The sequence below is a fragment of the Sphaerisporangium rhizosphaerae genome, assembly GCF_042665155.1.
Taxonomy (GTDB): domain Bacteria; phylum Actinomycetota; class Actinomycetes; order Streptosporangiales; family Streptosporangiaceae; genus Sphaerisporangium; species Sphaerisporangium rhizosphaerae.
In genome coordinates, this window is the sequence record NZ_JBHTCG010000002.1 from 154,133 (window position 1) to 169,287 (window position 15,155).

General features: G+C 70.6%; 19 protein-coding genes. 10 read left to right on the forward strand and 9 right to left on the reverse strand.

Going from position 1 to position 15,155, the window contains the following annotated elements:
* Positions 1-53: 53 nt before the first annotated feature.
* Positions 54-860 carry a hypothetical protein gene (locus ACFQSB_RS03340; protein ID WP_380824154.1) on the reverse strand — a complete coding sequence of 269 codons (807 nt, stop codon included), beginning with the start codon at positions 858-860 and terminating at the stop codon, positions 54-56.
* 250 nt (positions 861-1,110) lie between these two features.
* Here ACFQSB_RS03340 and ACFQSB_RS03345 point away from each other — a divergent pair, with 250 nt between their 5' ends.
* The 4 genes from ACFQSB_RS03345 (at position 1,111) to ACFQSB_RS03360 (ending at position 3,026) form a co-directional block, all read left to right on the forward strand.
* Positions 1,111-1,341, forward strand: coding sequence for a hypothetical protein (locus ACFQSB_RS03345; RefSeq protein ID WP_380824155.1), 231 nt, complete (start codon positions 1,111-1,113; stop codon positions 1,339-1,341).
* 16 nt (positions 1,342-1,357) lie between these two features.
* Positions 1,358-1,651 (forward strand): type II toxin-antitoxin system PemK/MazF family toxin, encoded by a 294-nt coding sequence (locus ACFQSB_RS03350; RefSeq protein WP_380824156.1) that lies wholly within the window; start codon positions 1,358-1,360, stop codon positions 1,649-1,651.
* A 314-nt stretch (positions 1,652-1,965) separates the two neighbouring features.
* Entirely contained in the window at positions 1,966-2,529 is a 564-nt protein-coding gene (locus tag ACFQSB_RS03355) for a TetR/AcrR family transcriptional regulator (RefSeq protein ID WP_380824157.1), read from the forward strand.
* A 50-nt stretch (positions 2,530-2,579) separates the two neighbouring features.
* A complete protein-coding gene (locus ACFQSB_RS03360; protein WP_380824158.1) occupies positions 2,580-3,026 on the forward strand; it encodes an SRPBCC family protein in 447 nt (148 codons plus the stop codon).
* Between the two features lie 123 nt (positions 3,027-3,149).
* On the opposite strand, the gene ACFQSB_RS03365 is transcribed toward ACFQSB_RS03360, so the two are convergent.
* From ACFQSB_RS03365 to ACFQSB_RS03375, 3 genes are all read right to left on the reverse strand, one after another.
* A complete protein-coding gene (locus ACFQSB_RS03365; protein ID WP_380824159.1) occupies positions 3,150-3,593 on the reverse strand; it encodes a type II toxin-antitoxin system VapC family toxin in 444 nt (147 codons plus the stop codon).
* Positions 3,590-3,781, reverse strand: coding sequence for a hypothetical protein (locus ACFQSB_RS03370; protein ID WP_380824160.1), 192 nt, complete (start codon positions 3,779-3,781; stop codon positions 3,590-3,592). The genes ACFQSB_RS03365 and ACFQSB_RS03370 overlap by 4 nt, the downstream gene beginning before the upstream one ends.
* Before the next feature lie 223 nt (positions 3,782-4,004).
* Positions 4,005-4,988, reverse strand: coding sequence for an NHL repeat-containing protein (locus ACFQSB_RS03375; protein ID WP_380824161.1), 984 nt, complete (start codon positions 4,986-4,988; stop codon positions 4,005-4,007).
* 230 nt (positions 4,989-5,218) lie between these two features.
* Between ACFQSB_RS03375 and ACFQSB_RS03380 the strand changes: the two genes are divergently transcribed.
* The 6 genes from ACFQSB_RS03380 to ACFQSB_RS03405 all read left to right on the forward strand — a co-directional run bounded on the left by ACFQSB_RS03380 (position 5,219) and on the right by ACFQSB_RS03405 (position 10,030).
* Positions 5,219-5,470 (forward strand): AbrB/MazE/SpoVT family DNA-binding domain-containing protein, encoded by a 252-nt coding sequence (locus ACFQSB_RS03380; protein ID WP_380824162.1) that lies wholly within the window; start codon positions 5,219-5,221, stop codon positions 5,468-5,470.
* Between the two features lie 3 nt (positions 5,471-5,473).
* The gene (locus ACFQSB_RS03385; RefSeq protein ID WP_380824163.1) at positions 5,474-5,884 is read left to right on the forward strand and encodes a type II toxin-antitoxin system VapC family toxin; all 411 of its coding nucleotides are present in this window, start codon (positions 5,474-5,476) and stop codon (positions 5,882-5,884) included.
* A 125-nt stretch (positions 5,885-6,009) separates the two neighbouring features.
* On the forward strand, positions 6,010-6,363 hold the full coding sequence (locus tag ACFQSB_RS03390; RefSeq protein ID WP_380824164.1) for a tetratricopeptide repeat protein: 354 nt from the start codon (positions 6,010-6,012) through the stop codon (positions 6,361-6,363).
* 514 nt (positions 6,364-6,877) lie between these two features.
* On the forward strand, positions 6,878-7,591 hold the full coding sequence (locus ACFQSB_RS03395) for a sensor histidine kinase (RefSeq protein ID WP_380824165.1): 714 nt from the start codon (positions 6,878-6,880) through the stop codon (positions 7,589-7,591).
* 128 nt (positions 7,592-7,719) lie between these two features.
* Entirely contained in the window at positions 7,720-8,631 is a 912-nt protein-coding gene (locus ACFQSB_RS03400) for an RNA polymerase sigma-70 factor (protein WP_380824166.1), read from the forward strand.
* A 649-nt stretch (positions 8,632-9,280) separates the two neighbouring features.
* Positions 9,281-10,030, forward strand: a complete 750-nt coding sequence (locus ACFQSB_RS03405) for a hypothetical protein (protein ID WP_380824167.1) — start codon at positions 9,281-9,283, stop codon at positions 10,028-10,030.
* A 96-nt stretch (positions 10,031-10,126) separates the two neighbouring features.
* Here the strand turns inward: ACFQSB_RS03405 and ACFQSB_RS03410 are convergent, their stop codons facing one another.
* The 5 genes from ACFQSB_RS03410 to ACFQSB_RS03430 all read right to left on the reverse strand — a co-directional run bounded on the left by ACFQSB_RS03410 (position 10,127) and on the right by ACFQSB_RS03430 (position 15,151).
* Positions 10,127-11,392, reverse strand: coding sequence for a sensor histidine kinase (locus ACFQSB_RS03410; RefSeq protein ID WP_380824168.1), 1,266 nt, complete (start codon positions 11,390-11,392; stop codon positions 10,127-10,129).
* Positions 11,393-11,560: 168 nt separating this feature from the next.
* Positions 11,561-12,541, reverse strand: coding sequence for a M24 family metallopeptidase (locus ACFQSB_RS03415; RefSeq protein ID WP_380824169.1), 981 nt, complete (start codon positions 12,539-12,541; stop codon positions 11,561-11,563).
* Positions 12,538-13,452, reverse strand: coding sequence for an ABC transporter ATP-binding protein (locus tag ACFQSB_RS03420; protein WP_380824170.1), 915 nt, complete (start codon positions 13,450-13,452; stop codon positions 12,538-12,540). The genes ACFQSB_RS03415 and ACFQSB_RS03420 overlap by 4 nt, the downstream gene beginning before the upstream one ends.
* The gene (locus ACFQSB_RS03425; protein ID WP_380824171.1) at positions 13,449-14,273 is read right to left on the reverse strand and encodes an ABC transporter ATP-binding protein; all 825 of its coding nucleotides are present in this window, start codon (positions 14,271-14,273) and stop codon (positions 13,449-13,451) included. Before ACFQSB_RS03425 ends, ACFQSB_RS03420 begins: the two co-directional genes overlap by 4 nt.
* On the reverse strand, positions 14,270-15,151 hold the full coding sequence (locus tag ACFQSB_RS03430; protein ID WP_354850843.1) for an ABC transporter permease: 882 nt from the start codon (positions 15,149-15,151) through the stop codon (positions 14,270-14,272). Before ACFQSB_RS03430 ends, ACFQSB_RS03425 begins: the two co-directional genes overlap by 4 nt.
* Between the last annotated feature and the right edge of the window lie 4 nt (positions 15,152-15,155).

The window sequence follows — 15,155 nt, forward strand, 5'->3', positions numbered from 1 at the left end:
GGCGGGCAGGGTCGACGTCCTGCCCGCCGCGCCGGCGGGTCAGGCGGCCACGGTCAACGCGCGCTGGTCTCCCAGACCTGGTTGAGCTGACCGCTCAGTGGCGTGTAGTCGATTCTGACGGCGACGGGGCGCCTCGCGGACCTCAGGGCCTTGGTGAAGTCCGCCGTCGAGCAGTACTTGTGGCCGAGGCCGTTCTTCTGGGCGTTGTGGCGGTCGGCCGCCCAGGCGGCGCCGCACGAGCGGGTGGTGCGGCTGAACGACAGCCCCGTGTACCCGAGCTTGATCGACTTCCCGCCCCTGGTGAACATGACCGTCGTGTCGTTCACCCGCTTGATCGTGCCGTAGGCGGTCTTCGGCGAGCCGGGCATGGCGAGGACCTCGTAGACGCGCGTGGTGGCGCCGAGCGAGATCCTGACCGGCGTGGGCCCGAGGCCGAGCGCGAACGTGAGATCGGCCGGCTTGCAGCGGGTGGTGCCGAGCCCCTTGGCGTCGACCTTGACGACGCCCTCGGTCTCCTTCAGGTCGCACGCCGAGGTGACCCTGCGGACGTCGGCACGCGCGTAGGCGACGCGCTTCTCCTTGGCGCCCGCGATGGGAGCGAAGGTGTAGCGAGGCGGGCCACCCTTCGTGTGGAGGGTGGCCTTGAGCGGCGTGACACGCAGGACACCCTTCCCGTCCGCCCACGCGAACCCGTAGATCACCCTGGCCCCGGACGTGGCGAAGCCCGCGGACGTCGCGGAACCCGCGGACGACGGTGAGGCCACGGCCGGCGCGGCCGGCGCGGCCGCCTCAGCCGAGCCGGTGAGCGAACCAACGGCGCAGAACGCGGCGAGCGCGGTGACCACGAGCGGGCGCGACATGAAGATGATCTCCTGAGAGTGGATCCGGGCAAACGTACGGCCCGACCCTATCCACCCTGATCGCCCACCCAATAGGGACAAATACTCATAAAAAGAGTGTCGGCCGGAGATTCGAGACGCCTTCCTGCTCGTCGGCGTACATCCGTCCGGCGTCACCGGCCCGCCGGCCGAAAGGGGATTACGATGAGACACCACCCGGCTACGCGGATCGGCGAAAAGCCTGCGACGGCCGCCGTCGTACAGTGATGATATGGCTGTGTTGACCGTGCAGATCGATGCGAAGACCGAGAAGGCTCTCGCAGAGCTGACCGCCGACGGCAGGTCGGCCACGGACGTGGTCCGGGAGGCGCTGCTCATCGCCAACCGCCTGCGCCGCATGGAAGTCGCCCGCCTGGAGGCGCAGGAACTCGCCGCCGATCCAGAGGACCTCGCGGAGATCCGTGCCGTACGTCGCGACCTGGGCGAAGACTGTGCGCGGTGACGTCTGCAAAGTGCGCATGCCCCGCGAAGCCGTGGGTCATGAGCAGCGAGGTGAGAGATTCGCGGTGCTTCTGCAGTCCGACGCGCTCGCCTCGTTCTCTACGCTGATCGTCGCCCCCACGTCGACCAGCGCTCGTCCGATGACGTTCCGGCCCGAGATCGAGCTGAACGGAAAGACCACACGGGTCCTCGTCGATCAACTCACCGCTCTGGACATCACCCAACTCGGCGACTTCGCAGGTAGCTTGTATCCGGCCGAGATCGAGGAACTCAACGAAGCGCTACATGTGATGCTCGGCCTCTTCGCGTGAATTGACGAACCTCATCGCCGGGTCTTCGGTCACGGACCGGCGCCCGGCTCAGGATTCCCCCGCTCAGAAGGCGGCACGGGCCGGCGTGGATCAGAAGCTCCTTTTCGCACTCCGGCTGATCGTTTCGACGGCCTCGGTGATCTCTCTTCCCATCCGTGCCTCGGTTATCACCTCTCGATAGGTCTTCGAGAAATCGTGCCCTTCGGTGGGGTGAAGCCCGACCCGACGGAACGACTCGCGACGGTGATCGTCCGTCCGCGGTGGTCTTGCGCGTGCTCTACGGCCACTACATTACAGTTGTAATGGAGGTGGGCATGGGAGAACGGTGGATGCCCGATGCGCGCCGCACCGCGGTCGCCGACGCGGTGGGAAGGCTCCTGATGCGCGGCCACGGCACGTTCCCCGGCATGCGGGAGATCGCCGCCGAGGCGGGGGTGACGACCGGGACCCTGCAACACCACTTCAGCACCAAGGAGGAGATGCTCCTCTTCGCGCTGGAACACCACTGCCGGCGCTGCGCCGACCGGCTCCGGGCCCAGTCAGGAGAAGGCACACGATCCCCGCGTCGGGTGCTGTCCGCGATCGTCACGGCGTTGCTTCCACTCGATGAGGAGCGCGCCGCCGAGACGAGCGTGGCCAAGGCGTTCGTGTCGCACGCCACGACCCACCCGGGCTTCGCCGAGCACTACCGCGCGCAGCGGGAGATCCTGCTCGATCTGCTCAGGGAACAGTTCGAGCGCGCGCACGTCCCGCGTCCCGCGGTCGCCGCCACGATCCTGTCGCAGGCGATCGAGGGGATGCGTACGGACTGCCTGCTCCTCGGCCCGGACGCCGTCCAGATCGACGCCGTCATCGACCAGCTCCTTCCGCGCGCGTGACGCCAACGCCACGCCGTCTTCGCACTTACCCTCGTTCACCGGGATGCCGCATGAGAAGCGTCGAGTTCAGCACCACGACGATCCTGTCCGCTGCCGTCGAGGAGGTCTTCGAGCACCTGGCCGACCCGGACAACCACGTCGGCCTGTCCCCGCTGGTCGTCGAGGTCCGCGACATCCGCCGCGGGCCGGACGCGGTGCACTTCACGGCGGTCGAGCGGTTCACCTTGGGGCCGTTGCGTCACGACAACGTCATCGAGGTCACGCTGCACCTGGGGGAGGGCGCCATAACCGGCGACGTGGTCAGCCCCGGCGGCGTCCGGGTGGCCTACGGCTACCACATCGACCCGGTGCCCGGTGGAACCCGGGTGGTCGACCACTACCGGCTGTCGGCGCCCTTCGGACTGCTGCGGTTCGCGACGAGCCAGGCGAAGAAGGTACAGGTGGCACGCGGCAGGGAACTGGCACGCCGTTTCGCGGCGAAGCGCTCCCAGGCATGACAACAGCGTGTGCTCCGCGTGCCGGAAGACGCAATTCTGGTTCTGCACATCGTGATGTGCAGAACCAGAGCGGAAGCCAGGGACCGGCGCTCGGACTTACACGGAAGGAGACGTGGCATTGAGTTAGGAGAGGTCGGGCAAGAGCCAGGAGATCGGCTTTATTTTGGAGACGCTGACAGACATGCCGACGAGCTTCGTGTCGACCGTCGCGACGTCGGTGATATGAAGGCGCTCGGCCATCGCGATCACGGCGGCGTCGACGTACCCCATCGGGGCGTTGGCCATCTGCCGCACCAGCTGAGCGACGCGGAGCAGGTCCTCGTGGGTTGTCATGACCACTTTGAAGGGGCCGGAACCCGAACTCATATGGTCAAGCAGTTGTGCCTCGTAGTCAGCGCCTCGACGGAAGTTGTTACGGACGAACCCGCACGTCTCCACGAGCACAGGCTCAGGGACGACGACGGGCCCCGGCCAGCTTGCCAGCAGCCTGCTGCAACGCACATGGTGCACATCACCCGGCGAGTAAGTAGCGATCAAGGGGCCAGAGTCGATCAGAAGCTCCTTCACGCACTCCGCCTGATCGTTTCGACGGCCTCGATGATCTCTCTCCCCATCCGTGCCTCGGCCATCACCTCTCGATAGGTCTTCGAGAAATCGTGCTCTTCAGTGGGGCCGAGCCCGACCCAGGGGAAGCGCTGCCGGATGGCTTCGTAGTCGAGCGGAGCCTCGTCTGCCGCCGCGGTGCTCTCGTCCATGGTTTGAGTGTAGACAAACACGTTCCGACCTTAGATGACTACGGTGCGCCATGTAGGGGTTTCCGTGGCTGGTCTGGAGTGCTCGCTGATTGGGCGGCCCTCACGCCTTCCTTCAAGACCTCAGGGTGCGATAACCGTAACCGCCGACTTCGGATCGGTCCGGTTCCAGGCGTACGGGTCGCCGGGTGGTGCGCCTGGAACCGGACACCGGTGGTGCGGGGAGTCAGGTGCGGGCGACGGCCACGACGTTGTACGGGGTGGTGGGGGTGGGGGGTGTGGTGAAGCGGCCGTTGGGGAGGTAGAGGCGGTCGCCGAAGGCGGCGATCGTGGTGGGGATGTCGAAGCGGTCGTCCACCAGCCTGCGCACCACCTTCCCTGAGGTGGCGCCCCGGTCCAGGAGCAGGGACGTCACGGTGTTCAGGCTGTTCTGCACGACGTGCAGGACGCGGCCGTCCAGCAGCAGGCCGTCGCCGTCGATCAGGGACTCGCCGCCGAGGTCGATCGTGGTGGCGACGCCCGTCGAGGGGACGACGCGGAACAGCTTGCCGGTGCCCGACTGGACGATGATCAGGCCCGTGCCGTCGGGGGTGGGGGCGATGCCGTTGACGTTGAAGCCGGCCGTGTAGACGATGTCGCCGGTCAGGGGCACCCGCACCACCTCGGTCGGCAGCGCTCCGCCGCGTCCGAACGGCAGTTTGTACAGCACCGGGTTGACCGAGTCGGTGAAGTACGCCGCGTCAGGGGTGAGCACGACGTCGTTCACGAACGAGGCCTCGGTGGCCAGGCGGTAGCTCGCGAGCACCGCGCCGCTGCGGGTGTCGATCACGCGGGCGTCGCCGCCGGTGCCGCCGGCGACGAACAGCCGGCCGCGCGGGTCGATCTTCAGGCCGAGCGAGGGGGTGCCCGGGCCGGGGCTGATGACGCGGCCCTGGCCCGTGCGCAGGTCCGCCCGGTAGATCTCACCGGTCGCGCGGGAGCCGAAGTACGCGACAGGGCCCGGGCCGATGGCGATGCCCTCGGGCGGGAAGCCGTCAGGGAGAGGGAACTCGCTCGGATAGGGCTGGTGAGCCGGCGCGCCCGCGGGGGTGAAGGTTCCGGAGATGGAGGTCGGGGACGTTCCGGGGCTCGCTCCTGTCTCGGCCGTCGCGGCGGCCGGCGCTCCGACGAGCAGACCCAGGAACCCGGCTAAGAGAACTGCCACCTTCATCAGACAACATCCCATCTGTCGACAGTGCGGCGAGTGTGGTGATCGTATCCGACGCCCTCCCGGCTGATCCGTTCTGCTGTAGGAGTGAGCGCCTGCGGGTTGCGGACTACTGCGGTGGGGTGAGGGCGATCACCTGCGGAGCCCCCTGGAGATTGGTGACCTTCCGGAATGGGTTGAACGCGTTACGTGATATCGTTTAACCTTTACTTGTGACGGTTAAAGTAAAGGTTATGGAGCCTAAGAAGGGAGGGCGTGCCCGGCGTGCGGGGCCGGTGCACATCTCCAGCAAGAACCAGGTCACCCTTCCGGCGGCCATACTGCGGCGACTCGGGCTCGGGCCGGGCGACCCCATCGACATCACCGAAGAGGGCGGTCACATCGTCATCCGGCGACATCGCAGCCGCTTCGATGGCGTCATCGGGACGATTCCCGGTCTCACCGAGGCCGTGGACGTCGAGGCCAGTCGCGAGAGCTGGACCTGACCCGTGCCCCTGGTGATGCTTGACACCAATATCATCTCAGGTCTCCTCGACCCCGACGACGCACTTAACCTCAATGCGCGCGATGCGGTACGCCGTTGGGAAGACCAGGCGGCTTCTTTCGCCATTTCTGTGGTGACATGGAGCGAATTGCGGGTTGGTGTGATCCGCAAAGGCGCCGCAGCGGAGAAGGCACTGGCGGCGTTCTGTAGCGCCGTGATCGATCAGGTCATGCCGGTGGACGAGGCGACGGCCGAGAGGGCCGCGGCCATCAGGTCGGCGGATCTCACCATTCGCGTGCCGGATGCGCTCATCATCGCCGGCGCTCACGAGATCGGCGCCGACGCGTTGCTCACCGCCGATCGCAAGTTCCCGCGCATCGCTCCCGATCTTGTCGAACTCGTGTGTCCTCCTTGATCCGCTGATCGCTCGGCGGAAGGTGCTCGCATTCGGCCGCGTGCCCCGGAAGAGAGACGGGGATGGGGGTGTTGTGGGGGGTCGGGCGTCCGGGGAGGTGCCGGGGGCCGCGAAAGGAGAGGTCGATGAGCTACGAGGAGTACCAGCGCGGGTGCCTGTTCTTCGAGGCCAGGGACTATGCCGAGGCGGCGCGCATCCTGGCGCCGGTGGTGGCCGCCGAGCCGGGCAACCGGGCGGCCGTCGAGCTGCTGGGCAGGGCCTACTTCCACAGCGCCCAGCTCGGCCGCGCCGAGCAGAGCTTCCGTCGCCTGCTGGAGCTCGACCCGGCCAACGGCTGGGCCCATGAGGTGCTGGCCCGCACCCTGGAGCGCCGCAGCCGCCACGACGAGGCCGACCGCTACCGCAAGCTGGCCCGCGCGATGGGCGCGGAGGAGGTCGAGGGCGCCGACGTGTCGGTGTACGCCGCGAACCTCGCCTAGCGAGTGCACCCCGGCCCCGAACGAGCACGGGTCCGGCGCCGTAGACGGCGCCGGCCTCGCCGTACCACGACTCGCCGACCCGGCGCCGATCACCTCCAGCAGGTAGCACGGTGGAGAGCCGCGCCGGGTGAGGCCGGGTGGTCACGGCATCTGGTGCGTTGTGGTTCGTCGGGCCGGGTGCTGTAGGTGTCCGGTACGTGCCGGGGGGAGGGGCGTGTCCGGTGGTGGTGACCTGGGTGGTCACGGCATCTGGTGCGTTGTGGTTCGTCGGGCCGGGTGCTGTAGGTGTCCGGTACGTGCCGGGGGGGAGGGGCGTGTCCGGTGAAGGGGCGCAAGCTTTGGCAGGGGGTTGTCACGAATGTGGGGGGTGGTCGGTCTCAGTGGGTGACCGGCCGATGATGCGCCGACCCGAGCGGGGACTCGACCCGGGCGGAAGGGCGGGAGGCCGTGGTCTGCGGGCCGTACCGCACGCCTAGGCCGTTGGCATCGTCGGGATCTCTGGGGGGAGTGCATGATGACCTTGACATGTGTGGATCCGGCCGTCGAGCGGGACCTCGTCCGGCAGCGCCGGTTCGCCGCCGACGCCGCCCATGAGCTCCGCACGCCCCTCGCCGGGCTGCGGGTCAAGCTCGAGGAGGCCGGGCTTCATCCCGAGCAGACCGACCTGCCCGCGCTCATGGTGGCGGCGCTCGACGATGTCGACCGGCTCCAGGCGATCGTCCGCGATCTGCTGTTGCTCACGGGGATGACGGCGGAGGCGCCCTCCCCCCATCAGCCCGTCGACCTCGCCGCGGCGGTCCGCGACCAGGTCGTCCCGAGGCAGGGCGGTCCGGACGTCCGGCTGCGCACCGTCGCCGCGGTGACCGTGGACGTGGTTCCCGCCCACCTCGGCAGGCTGCTCGCCAACCTGCTCGACAACGCGCGCAAGCACGCCCGGCGGTGGATCCAGGTCCAGATCCGCCCGCACGACGCCATCGCCGAGCTCACCGTCACCGACGACGGGCCGGGCATCCCCGCCCATGAGCGTGAACGGGTGTTCGAGCTCTTCGCCCGCCTCGACGCCGCCCGGTGCCGCGACGCCGGCGGCACCGGTCTCGGCCTGGCCATCGCCCGCGACATCGCGAGGGCGCACGAGGGCACCCTGCATGTGGAGGACGGGCCCGGCGGCGGCGCCCGCTTCGTACTCCGGCTCCCGCTGGCCGCCCGCCCAGCCCTGGGGACCTGCTGACCTGCCGTGACGGAGATGGCCGCCCGTCCCGTCCGCTCGGCGTCCGGGCTCCGGTGGAGGTGGCGGTGCCGGCCCTTTATAGGGTGCTTTGTGGAGGGGAGACGGGAAGCGGGGAGGCGAGCACGATCATGCAGTCCGGAGATCCGCGGGCGGCCGGTGAGCTCGACCAGGCCGTTTCGGTCTTCGCCGGACTGCGTCCCCGGCTGTTCGGCATCGCCTACCGGGTCCTCGGCAGCACCACGGAGGCCGAGGACGTCGTGCAGGAGATCTGGGTGCGGTGGCAGACCACCGACCGCGACGTCGTCGCCGACCCCGCGGCGTTCCTGGCCACGGCGACCACCCGCCTGGCCATCAACGTCGCCATGTCCGCTCGCAAGCGGCGCGAGGTCTACGTCGGCCCGTGGCTGCCCGAACCGGTGGACACCGGCTCCGGCCCCGAGACCGGAGCCGAGCAGGGCGCCGAGCTGGAGCTGGCCGTCCTGTTCCTCCTGGAGCGGCTCTCGCCCACGGAACGGGCGGCGTACGTCCTGCGGGAGTCCTTCGACTACCCCTATGGCGACATCGCGGGCATCCTCGGGCTCAGCGAGGCGAACACCCGGCAGTTGGTGAGCCGGGCGCGCAAGCACCTCGCCGCCGAGCGCCGCAAGCCGGTCAGCTCGACCGCGCACCGGCGGCTGCTGAAGGCGTTTCTCGCGGCGGCTCGGAAGGGCGACCTCGCCGCCCTGGAGGAGCTCCTGGCCGCGGACGTCGTCAGCTACTCCGACAGCGGGAAGGCCATGCGGAACGTCGCCCGGGTGCCCGTGGCCGGGCGTACGCGGGTCGCGAAGTTCATGGTCGCGTTCGCGCCGAGGTTCTGGCCGGGCACGGAGATCACGTGGATCGAGGCGAACGGGCGCCCCGCGGTGCTGATCTCGCAGGGCGAGAACGTCACCGCGTTCCTGACCATCAGCGCCTCCTCGGAGGGCATCGACCGGCTCCTGTGGGTGATGAATCCGGACAAGCTCGCGGTCATCGCGCCGGCGGGAGTGGGGTCGGGCTAGGCGTACCGCGACGGGCCCGGCCATACCGTGCAATACCGCCTCAGGCGGGCTATTTCGGGGTATTCAGAGTATTCCGGGCAGGAGCGTATCCGCGTCGGCCCCGCTGTGCCGGGCCGTTCGGTGACGTGATTTGGGCGGGTTGGGGCCTCTACTGGCGAGTATTCAATGCCATTTCCGGTACTCGTGGGTCTGATGGGATCACGTGCACCACAATGGAAATATGGCTTATCCTCCCCAGTCGCCCCAGCCCCAGCCGAGGGATGAGGACCCGTACCAGCCGATGGGAGGGCCCCCGGCGCCGCCACCCGGATACGGCTCGCCGGCCGATGCGCCGCAGGGGCAGGGGCACGGGACATACCCGCCGCCGGGAGCGGAGCCGCACCCGGGGATGGGATATCCGCCGCCGGAGGCGGGACCGTATCCCGGCCAGGGGTATCCGCCATCGGGAGCAGGGCCGTTCCATGGTGGAGGAATGTCCCAGGGCGGAGGAGCGCCCCAGGGTGGGGCGCCGTATCCCGGTGCGGGGTACCCGCCGAGCGGCGGAAGGCCGTATCCCGAGCAGGGGCGCCAGTTGCCCGGCGGGTGGCCGTATCCCGAGCAGGGGTACCAGATGCCGGGCGGGGGGCCGTATCCGGGCGGGGGATATCCGATGCCTGGCCAGGGGACGCCGCCGCCCGCCAAGAGCGGTAAGGGTGTGCTCGTCGGGCTGATCATCGGTTTCACCGTCGTGCTGCTGGGCGGCGGGGCCGTGCTGGCGGTCATCTACGCCAACTCCAAGCCGGCCAGGCGCGACGTGGCGGTGCAGGTGCCGACCTTCGATCCGCCCACGGACCGGGTGGCGCCGTCCGCCGACCCCTCCGCCGAGGAGTCGCCCGCGAGTGAGCCCGGCGAGCCGACGGCGGCTCCCAGCCAGACCGCGACGTCGCGCCGGACCGAGCCGGGGACCCGGCTCACCAGCGCGGAGTTCGACGACTGGAACTTCAAGTTAGGGAGCGTCAAGTACAGCGCGCGCAAGGTCGGCGGCTGGGACTACGACAGCTGCGCTTCCGTCGACGGCAAGGGCGTGCTGGCCAGGTACGGCTGCGACCGCGCCGTCCAGGTCGCCTACTCGGCCTACGGCGGCAACCTCAAGGCCGTGCAGATCCTGCTGGCCTTCTCCGCCGAGACGGACGCCAAGACGGTCGCCGCCCGGCTGCAGAAGCTCTCGTCCGACGCGGTGAGATGGCGCCGGGACCAGACGCACGCGAGCTACGCCTACGGCAAGATCCGCTGGGGTCAGACCGGGAACTACGTGGTGGTCACGGTCGTCACCGCCACCAGGGCGGCGGCCGCGAAGGCCCCGAAGTTCCACGGCTATCTGCAGTCGGACACCCAGAGCTACTTCGTGTTCCGGCACTAGCGGCCGCCGGCGGGGAACGTCCGAGGGGGTCCTGCTCATCAGGACCCCGGCCACGAGACCTTCCGCCCACAGACGCTCCCGCGCGTTGGGGCGCAGTCAGGGGCCGGTGAGCAGGGGGAGCCGCAGGACGAAGCGGGTGCCGACCGGGGAGTCCTCGATGTCCAGCGTCCCGTCGTGGTGCTGGGCGATGTCGCGGGCGATGGCCAGCCCGAGGCCGGTGCCCTGAATGTCCTTCTCGCGGCCCGAGGGCAACCGGGTGAAGCGCTGGAACACCAGCTCCCGCTTGTCGGGAGGGATGCCCTCCCCGTCGTCGATCACCTGGAGCTCGGCGGTCGCGCTGTGACGTTCGACGATGACGGTCACCGTGGAGGTGGCGTGCCGCTCGGCGTTGTCCAGCAGGTTGGTCAGCAGCCGCAGCAACTGGAGCCGGTCGCCGCTGACGACCACGCCGGGACGCAGGTGGAGCACGACGCGCCTGCGCCGGGGGCGGCGGCCGACCTCGGTGCGCACCAGTTCGGCCAGGTTGATGTAGCTGCGCGAGATCTTCTCACCGGCGTCGAGCTTGGCCAGCACCAGCAGGTCGGTGACGATCGCCTGCAGCCGGTCCAGGCTCGAGACCAGAGCCTCGGCGATCTTGACCCAGTCGGCGTCCTCGGGGTGCAGCAGGGCCTCCTCCACCTGCGTGCGCATGGCGGTGATGGGGCTGCGCAGGTCGTGGCCGGCGTCGGAGGCGAAGCGCCGCTGTTGCTCGACCGCCTGCTGCAGGCGGTCCAGGGTCTGGTTGACGGTGACGGCGAGGGCGCCGATCTCGTCGTGGCGCGCGGAGACCGGCACCCGGCGGCTGAGATCCGAGACGGTGATCTCGGCCAGCTCGAGGCACACGTTCTCGACGGGCGCGAGCGCCCAGCGCACAAGACGGTGCGTCCCGACGGCGGTGGCTCCGGTCAGCGCGAGGCAGGCGCTGCCGACCAGCAGGAACAGGACAGGGTTGACGTACCAGGGGATGGGCTCCCCGACGCCGTACATCGTGTAGTCGCCCTCGGGCCGGTAGACGCGCAGCGCCACGACGTCCGGGCACCTGTCCGGGAATCCCGGCGGTGAGCAGACCCTCTGGAAGGCGACCACGGCCTTCTCCGACGGGACGAACCGGGCCATCGGCGGCAGGCCCCGCAGATCGGGGGTCGCCGCCAGCACACGGCCCGAGTTGTCCACGACCTGGATGTGCCATGCCTGGCCCTCAGGCGGCAGGACGGACGTCATTTTGCCCTCGTGGAGCATGCGGGAGACGTGCATGAGGTTCGCCACGATCTCCTGGCGCTGGTGGGACTCCGCGAGCCGGTACAGTCCGATGAAAACGAGCACGCTCGCGCCCACGCATAGCAAGGCCGTCATGACGCTGGCGACCCACGTCAGCCTGGTCCGCACGGACCAGTCGCGCCAGAGCCTCACTGAGCCCCCTTGTCCGCCTCGTGATCACCCTAAATCCGCATCATTCGAGGTCAGGCCAGTGAAAGGGCAAGATGACACAAACTATGGATCAAGGACATGTAGTGTGCGGGGTGCGTGGTTCATCGTCCGCACCCCACTTTCGGTGCATTCCACTACGTCTCCGACTCGCGCTCCGTAAAGGTCGGGTACCTGGATCCCCGGCTCGACCGTCAGGGTCATGCCCGGGGCGAGCACGGTGCGGTCGGCGGCGGTGAGCCAGGGGCCCTCCTGCGGCTCCAGCCCGACGCCCTGCCCCGTCGCCCGTGTGACGTAGGGCCCGTACCCGCTCTCGTCCAGCACCCTCCAGGCGGCCGCGTCCACCTCGGCGGCCGTCGCGCCCGGTCGCACGGCTTCGGCGGCGGCGTCGCGGGCCGACAGCAGCACCGCGTGCAGCGCCTCGAAGTCCTCCGGCGGCTCGGCCACGACGAACGCGCGGCTCGCGTGGGCGTGGTAGCCGCCCGACCGCGCCGTGACCCGCACCGCCACCGCGTCGCCGGGGTTGATGACGCGGCCGGAGGGCACGTGCCGCGGCCGCGCCGTGTTCTCGCCGGCCGCCACCACCACCGAGACCCGGGCCTCGCCGCCCGCCTCCGCGGCCAGGCGGCGGGCCATGCCCTCCTCGGTGGCGCCGAACCAGGACGGCTCGCGCGCGGCCGACAGGACGCGGTCGGCCGCCGCGGCGGCCCGTTCGATCGCGGCGACCTCCTCGGGGCGCTTGCGCATCCGCAGCGGGTCCAGCACCGCCGAGGCCAGCACCAGGTCGGCGTCCACCCGCAGCACGAACAGCTCGTGCGCCCGCATCTGCGCGTCCACCCCCACCCGCGACACCGAGGCGGGGATCAGCCCGGCCGCCTCGGCGGCGTCGGAGGCGAACCCCGGCGGCAGGCCGGGGACCAGCACGAGGAACCCCGAGGCGTCGTGCCCGGCGACGTACCGCAGGTCGGGCGAGGGGCGCAGCACCATCGCGTCCAGGCCCGTCTCGGCCATCCGCGCGAGGACGGCCTCCATGACCTCCCCGGTCATGCGGGCGGATGCAGCCAGCACGCCACCGGCCCGAACGCCGGCTCCTTCTCGGCGCACACGTCCATCGCCACCGGGCACCGCGGATGGAAGCGGCATCCGGACGGCGGGTCCGCCGGGTCGGGCACGTCCCCGGGCAGCTCCTCCGGAAGCCGACCGAGGCCGTCCGGCTCGGGGATGGCCCGCAGCAGCGCCTGGGTGTAGGGGTGGCGGGGCTCGGCCCAGACCTCGGCGGTCGGCCCGGTCTCCACGATCTTCCCCAGGTACATCACCGCGATGCGGTCGGCGATCAGCCGCACCACCGACAGGTCGTGGCTGATGAACAGCAGCCCCGCGCCCGACTCCACCGCGAGGTTGCGCATCAGCGTGGCCACCTGCGCCTGGGCGGAGGCGTCCAGCGCCGAGATCGGCTCGTCGCCGATGAGCAGCGACGGGCGGGCCGCCAGCGCCCGGGCGATCGCGATGCGCTGGCGCTGCCCGCCGGAGAACTCGTGCGGGTAGCGCTCGGCCATGTGCCCGCGCAGGCCGACCCGTTCCAGCATGCCGGCGGGCGTGGTCTCGCGGTCGCCGGCCGCCGCCAGGCCGTCGGCGATCTGGGCGCCGACCCGCCGCCGCGGGTTCAGCGAGGCGTAGGGGTCCTGGAACACCATCTGGATCTTGGCGAGCGCCGGGTCCCTGCGGCGCAGGCCGAGCGGGCTGACCGGGCCGCCCTCGAACGCGATGGCGCCGCCGCCGGCCGGGACCAGCCCGCACACGGCGCGGGCCAGCGTCGACTTGCCGCAGCCGGACTCCCCGACCAGGCCGACCACCTCGCCGGCCGCCACGCTGAGGCTGGCCCCCGCGACCGCCCGCACGGCCGGCCTGCCGGGCGTCCGGTGGTCCACGACCAGGTCCCGCACGTCCAGCATGCTCATGACTCCTCCCTCGGCAGCGCGTCCAGTAGCGCCCGGGTGTAGGGATGCTCCGGTTCCCGCAGGACCCGGCCGCGCGGTCCGGTCTCCAGGACCAGGCCCTCCCGCATCACGCTGACGTCGTCGGCGACCGCCGACATGACGCCGAGGTCGTGCGTCACCAGCAGCACGGCGAGCCCGAGGTCGTCGCACAGGCTCCTGATCAGGCGCAGCACGCCCGCCTGGACGGTCACGTCCAGCGCGGTGGTCGGCTCGTCGGCGATCAGCACCTTCGGGCCGCAGGCCAGGGCGATCGCGATCGCGACGCGCTGGCGCATGCCGCCGGAGAACTGGTGCGGATAGCGGTCGAAGGCCGCCGCCGGACCGGGGATGCGCACCTTCCCGAGCAGGTCGACCGCCCGCGCCCGCGCCTCGGCCCTGCCCAGGCGCAGGTGGTGCCGCATGTGCTCGGTGATCTGCCGGCCGACGGTCAGCATCGGATGCAGGCTCGTCGCCGGGTCCTGGAACACCATGGCGATGTCACGTCCCCGCACGGCGTTCAGGTCGCGCTGCGAAAGGGCGAGCAGGTCGCGGCCCTCCAGCGCGACGCGGCCGCCCGCGCGGGCGCCGTGCGGCAGCAGCCCGAGCGCGGCCAGCCCGGTCATCGTCTTGCCCGAGCCGCTCTCGCCGGCCAGTCCGTGCACGCGTCCCGGGCGCAGCAGCAGGTCCACCCCGCGCAGGATCTCGTGCCCGCCGATCGAGACGGTCAGCCCTTCGACGCTCAGCACCGGCGCGGCGTCCTCGCGGTCGTCGGAGCGGCCATCAGGGCGGTCGTTCACGGTCACAGCGCACGCTCCTTGATGGCGCGCGCCGTGCGCGGGTCCAGGGCGTCGCGCAGCGTGTCGCCGAGGAAGTTGAAGGCGAGCACCACGGTCAGGATGGCCAGGCCCGGGAAGGTCGCGACCCACCAGCTGTCGAAGACCTCGACGCCGGAGGCGACCATCGCGCCCCACTCGGGGGAGGGCGGCTTGGCGCCGAGCCCGAGGAAGGACAGGCCCGACAGCAGCAGCAGCGCGGTGCCGATGTCCAGCGTCGCCAGCACCAGGATGGGGCCGGTCACGTTGGGCAGCACGTCCACGCGCAGCGACTTCCAGGCCGAGAAGCCGAGCAGCCGGCCGCTGAGCACGAACTCGCGCTCGCGCATGCCGAGCACCAGGCCGCGCGTCACCCGGGCGTAGGCGGGCCAGGCCACCACCAGCACGGCCAGCACCGCGTTGGTGAGGCTGGCGCCGAGGGCGGCGGCGACGACCATGGCGAGGATGACGGTGGGGAAGGCGAAGACCAGGTCGGCCAGCCGCATGATCCCCTCGCCGACCCATCTACCGAAATATCCGGCGCAGGCGCCGAGGACGCCGCCGATCAGCAGCGACAGCACCACCAGCAGCAACGTCAGCGGGATGGACACCCGCGCCCCGTACATGACCCGGGACAGGATGTCGCGGCCGAGCTGGTCGGTGCCGAACCAGTGCCCGGGACCGGGGGAGGCCAGCCTCGGCAGGTCCTGCGCCAGCGGGTCGTGCGGCGCGAGCAGCGGGGCCGCGACGGCGACGACCAGCCAGGCGAGCGCGACCACAGCGCCCACGACGGCGAGCGGCTGCCGCCACGCCTCCGGCAGGCGCGCCAGCACGCCCTTCCTGTCGGGCGGGCCGGGAAGGATCCTCACGCCG

Bases quoted from the DNA above. Each gene is read 5' to 3' on its own strand.
- ACFQSB_RS03340 (WP_380824154.1), bottom strand. From the start codon at position 860: ATGTCGCGCCCGCTCGTGGTCACCGCGCTCGCCGCGTTCTGCGCCGTT.
- ACFQSB_RS03345 (WP_380824155.1), top strand. From the start codon at position 1,111: ATGGCTGTGTTGACCGTGCAGATCGATGCGAAGACCGAGAAGGCTCTC.
- ACFQSB_RS03350 (WP_380824156.1), top strand. From the start codon at position 1,358: ATGCCCCGCGAAGCCGTGGGTCATGAGCAGCGAGGTGAGAGATTCGCG.
- ACFQSB_RS03355 (WP_380824157.1), top strand. From the start codon at position 1,966: ATGGGAGAACGGTGGATGCCCGATGCGCGCCGCACCGCGGTCGCCGAC.
- ACFQSB_RS03360 (WP_380824158.1), top strand. From the start codon at position 2,580: ATGAGAAGCGTCGAGTTCAGCACCACGACGATCCTGTCCGCTGCCGTC.
- ACFQSB_RS03370 (WP_380824160.1), bottom strand. From the start codon at position 3,781: ATGGACGAGAGCACCGCGGCGGCAGACGAGGCTCCGCTCGACTACGAA.
- ACFQSB_RS03375 (WP_380824161.1), bottom strand. From the start codon at position 4,988: ATGAAGGTGGCAGTTCTCTTAGCCGGGTTCCTGGGTCTGCTCGTCGGA.
- ACFQSB_RS03380 (WP_380824162.1), top strand. From the start codon at position 5,219: ATGGAGCCTAAGAAGGGAGGGCGTGCCCGGCGTGCGGGGCCGGTGCAC.
- ACFQSB_RS03390 (WP_380824164.1), top strand. From the start codon at position 6,010: ATGAGCTACGAGGAGTACCAGCGCGGGTGCCTGTTCTTCGAGGCCAGG.
- ACFQSB_RS03395 (WP_380824165.1), top strand. From the start codon at position 6,878: ATGACCTTGACATGTGTGGATCCGGCCGTCGAGCGGGACCTCGTCCGG.
- ACFQSB_RS03400 (WP_380824166.1), top strand. From the start codon at position 7,720: ATGCAGTCCGGAGATCCGCGGGCGGCCGGTGAGCTCGACCAGGCCGTT.
- ACFQSB_RS03405 (WP_380824167.1), top strand. From the start codon at position 9,281: ATGCCTGGCCAGGGGACGCCGCCGCCCGCCAAGAGCGGTAAGGGTGTG.
- ACFQSB_RS03415 (WP_380824169.1), bottom strand. From the start codon at position 12,541: ATGACCGGGGAGGTCATGGAGGCCGTCCTCGCGCGGATGGCCGAGACG.
- ACFQSB_RS03420 (WP_380824170.1), bottom strand. From the start codon at position 13,452: ATGAGCATGCTGGACGTGCGGGACCTGGTCGTGGACCACCGGACGCCC.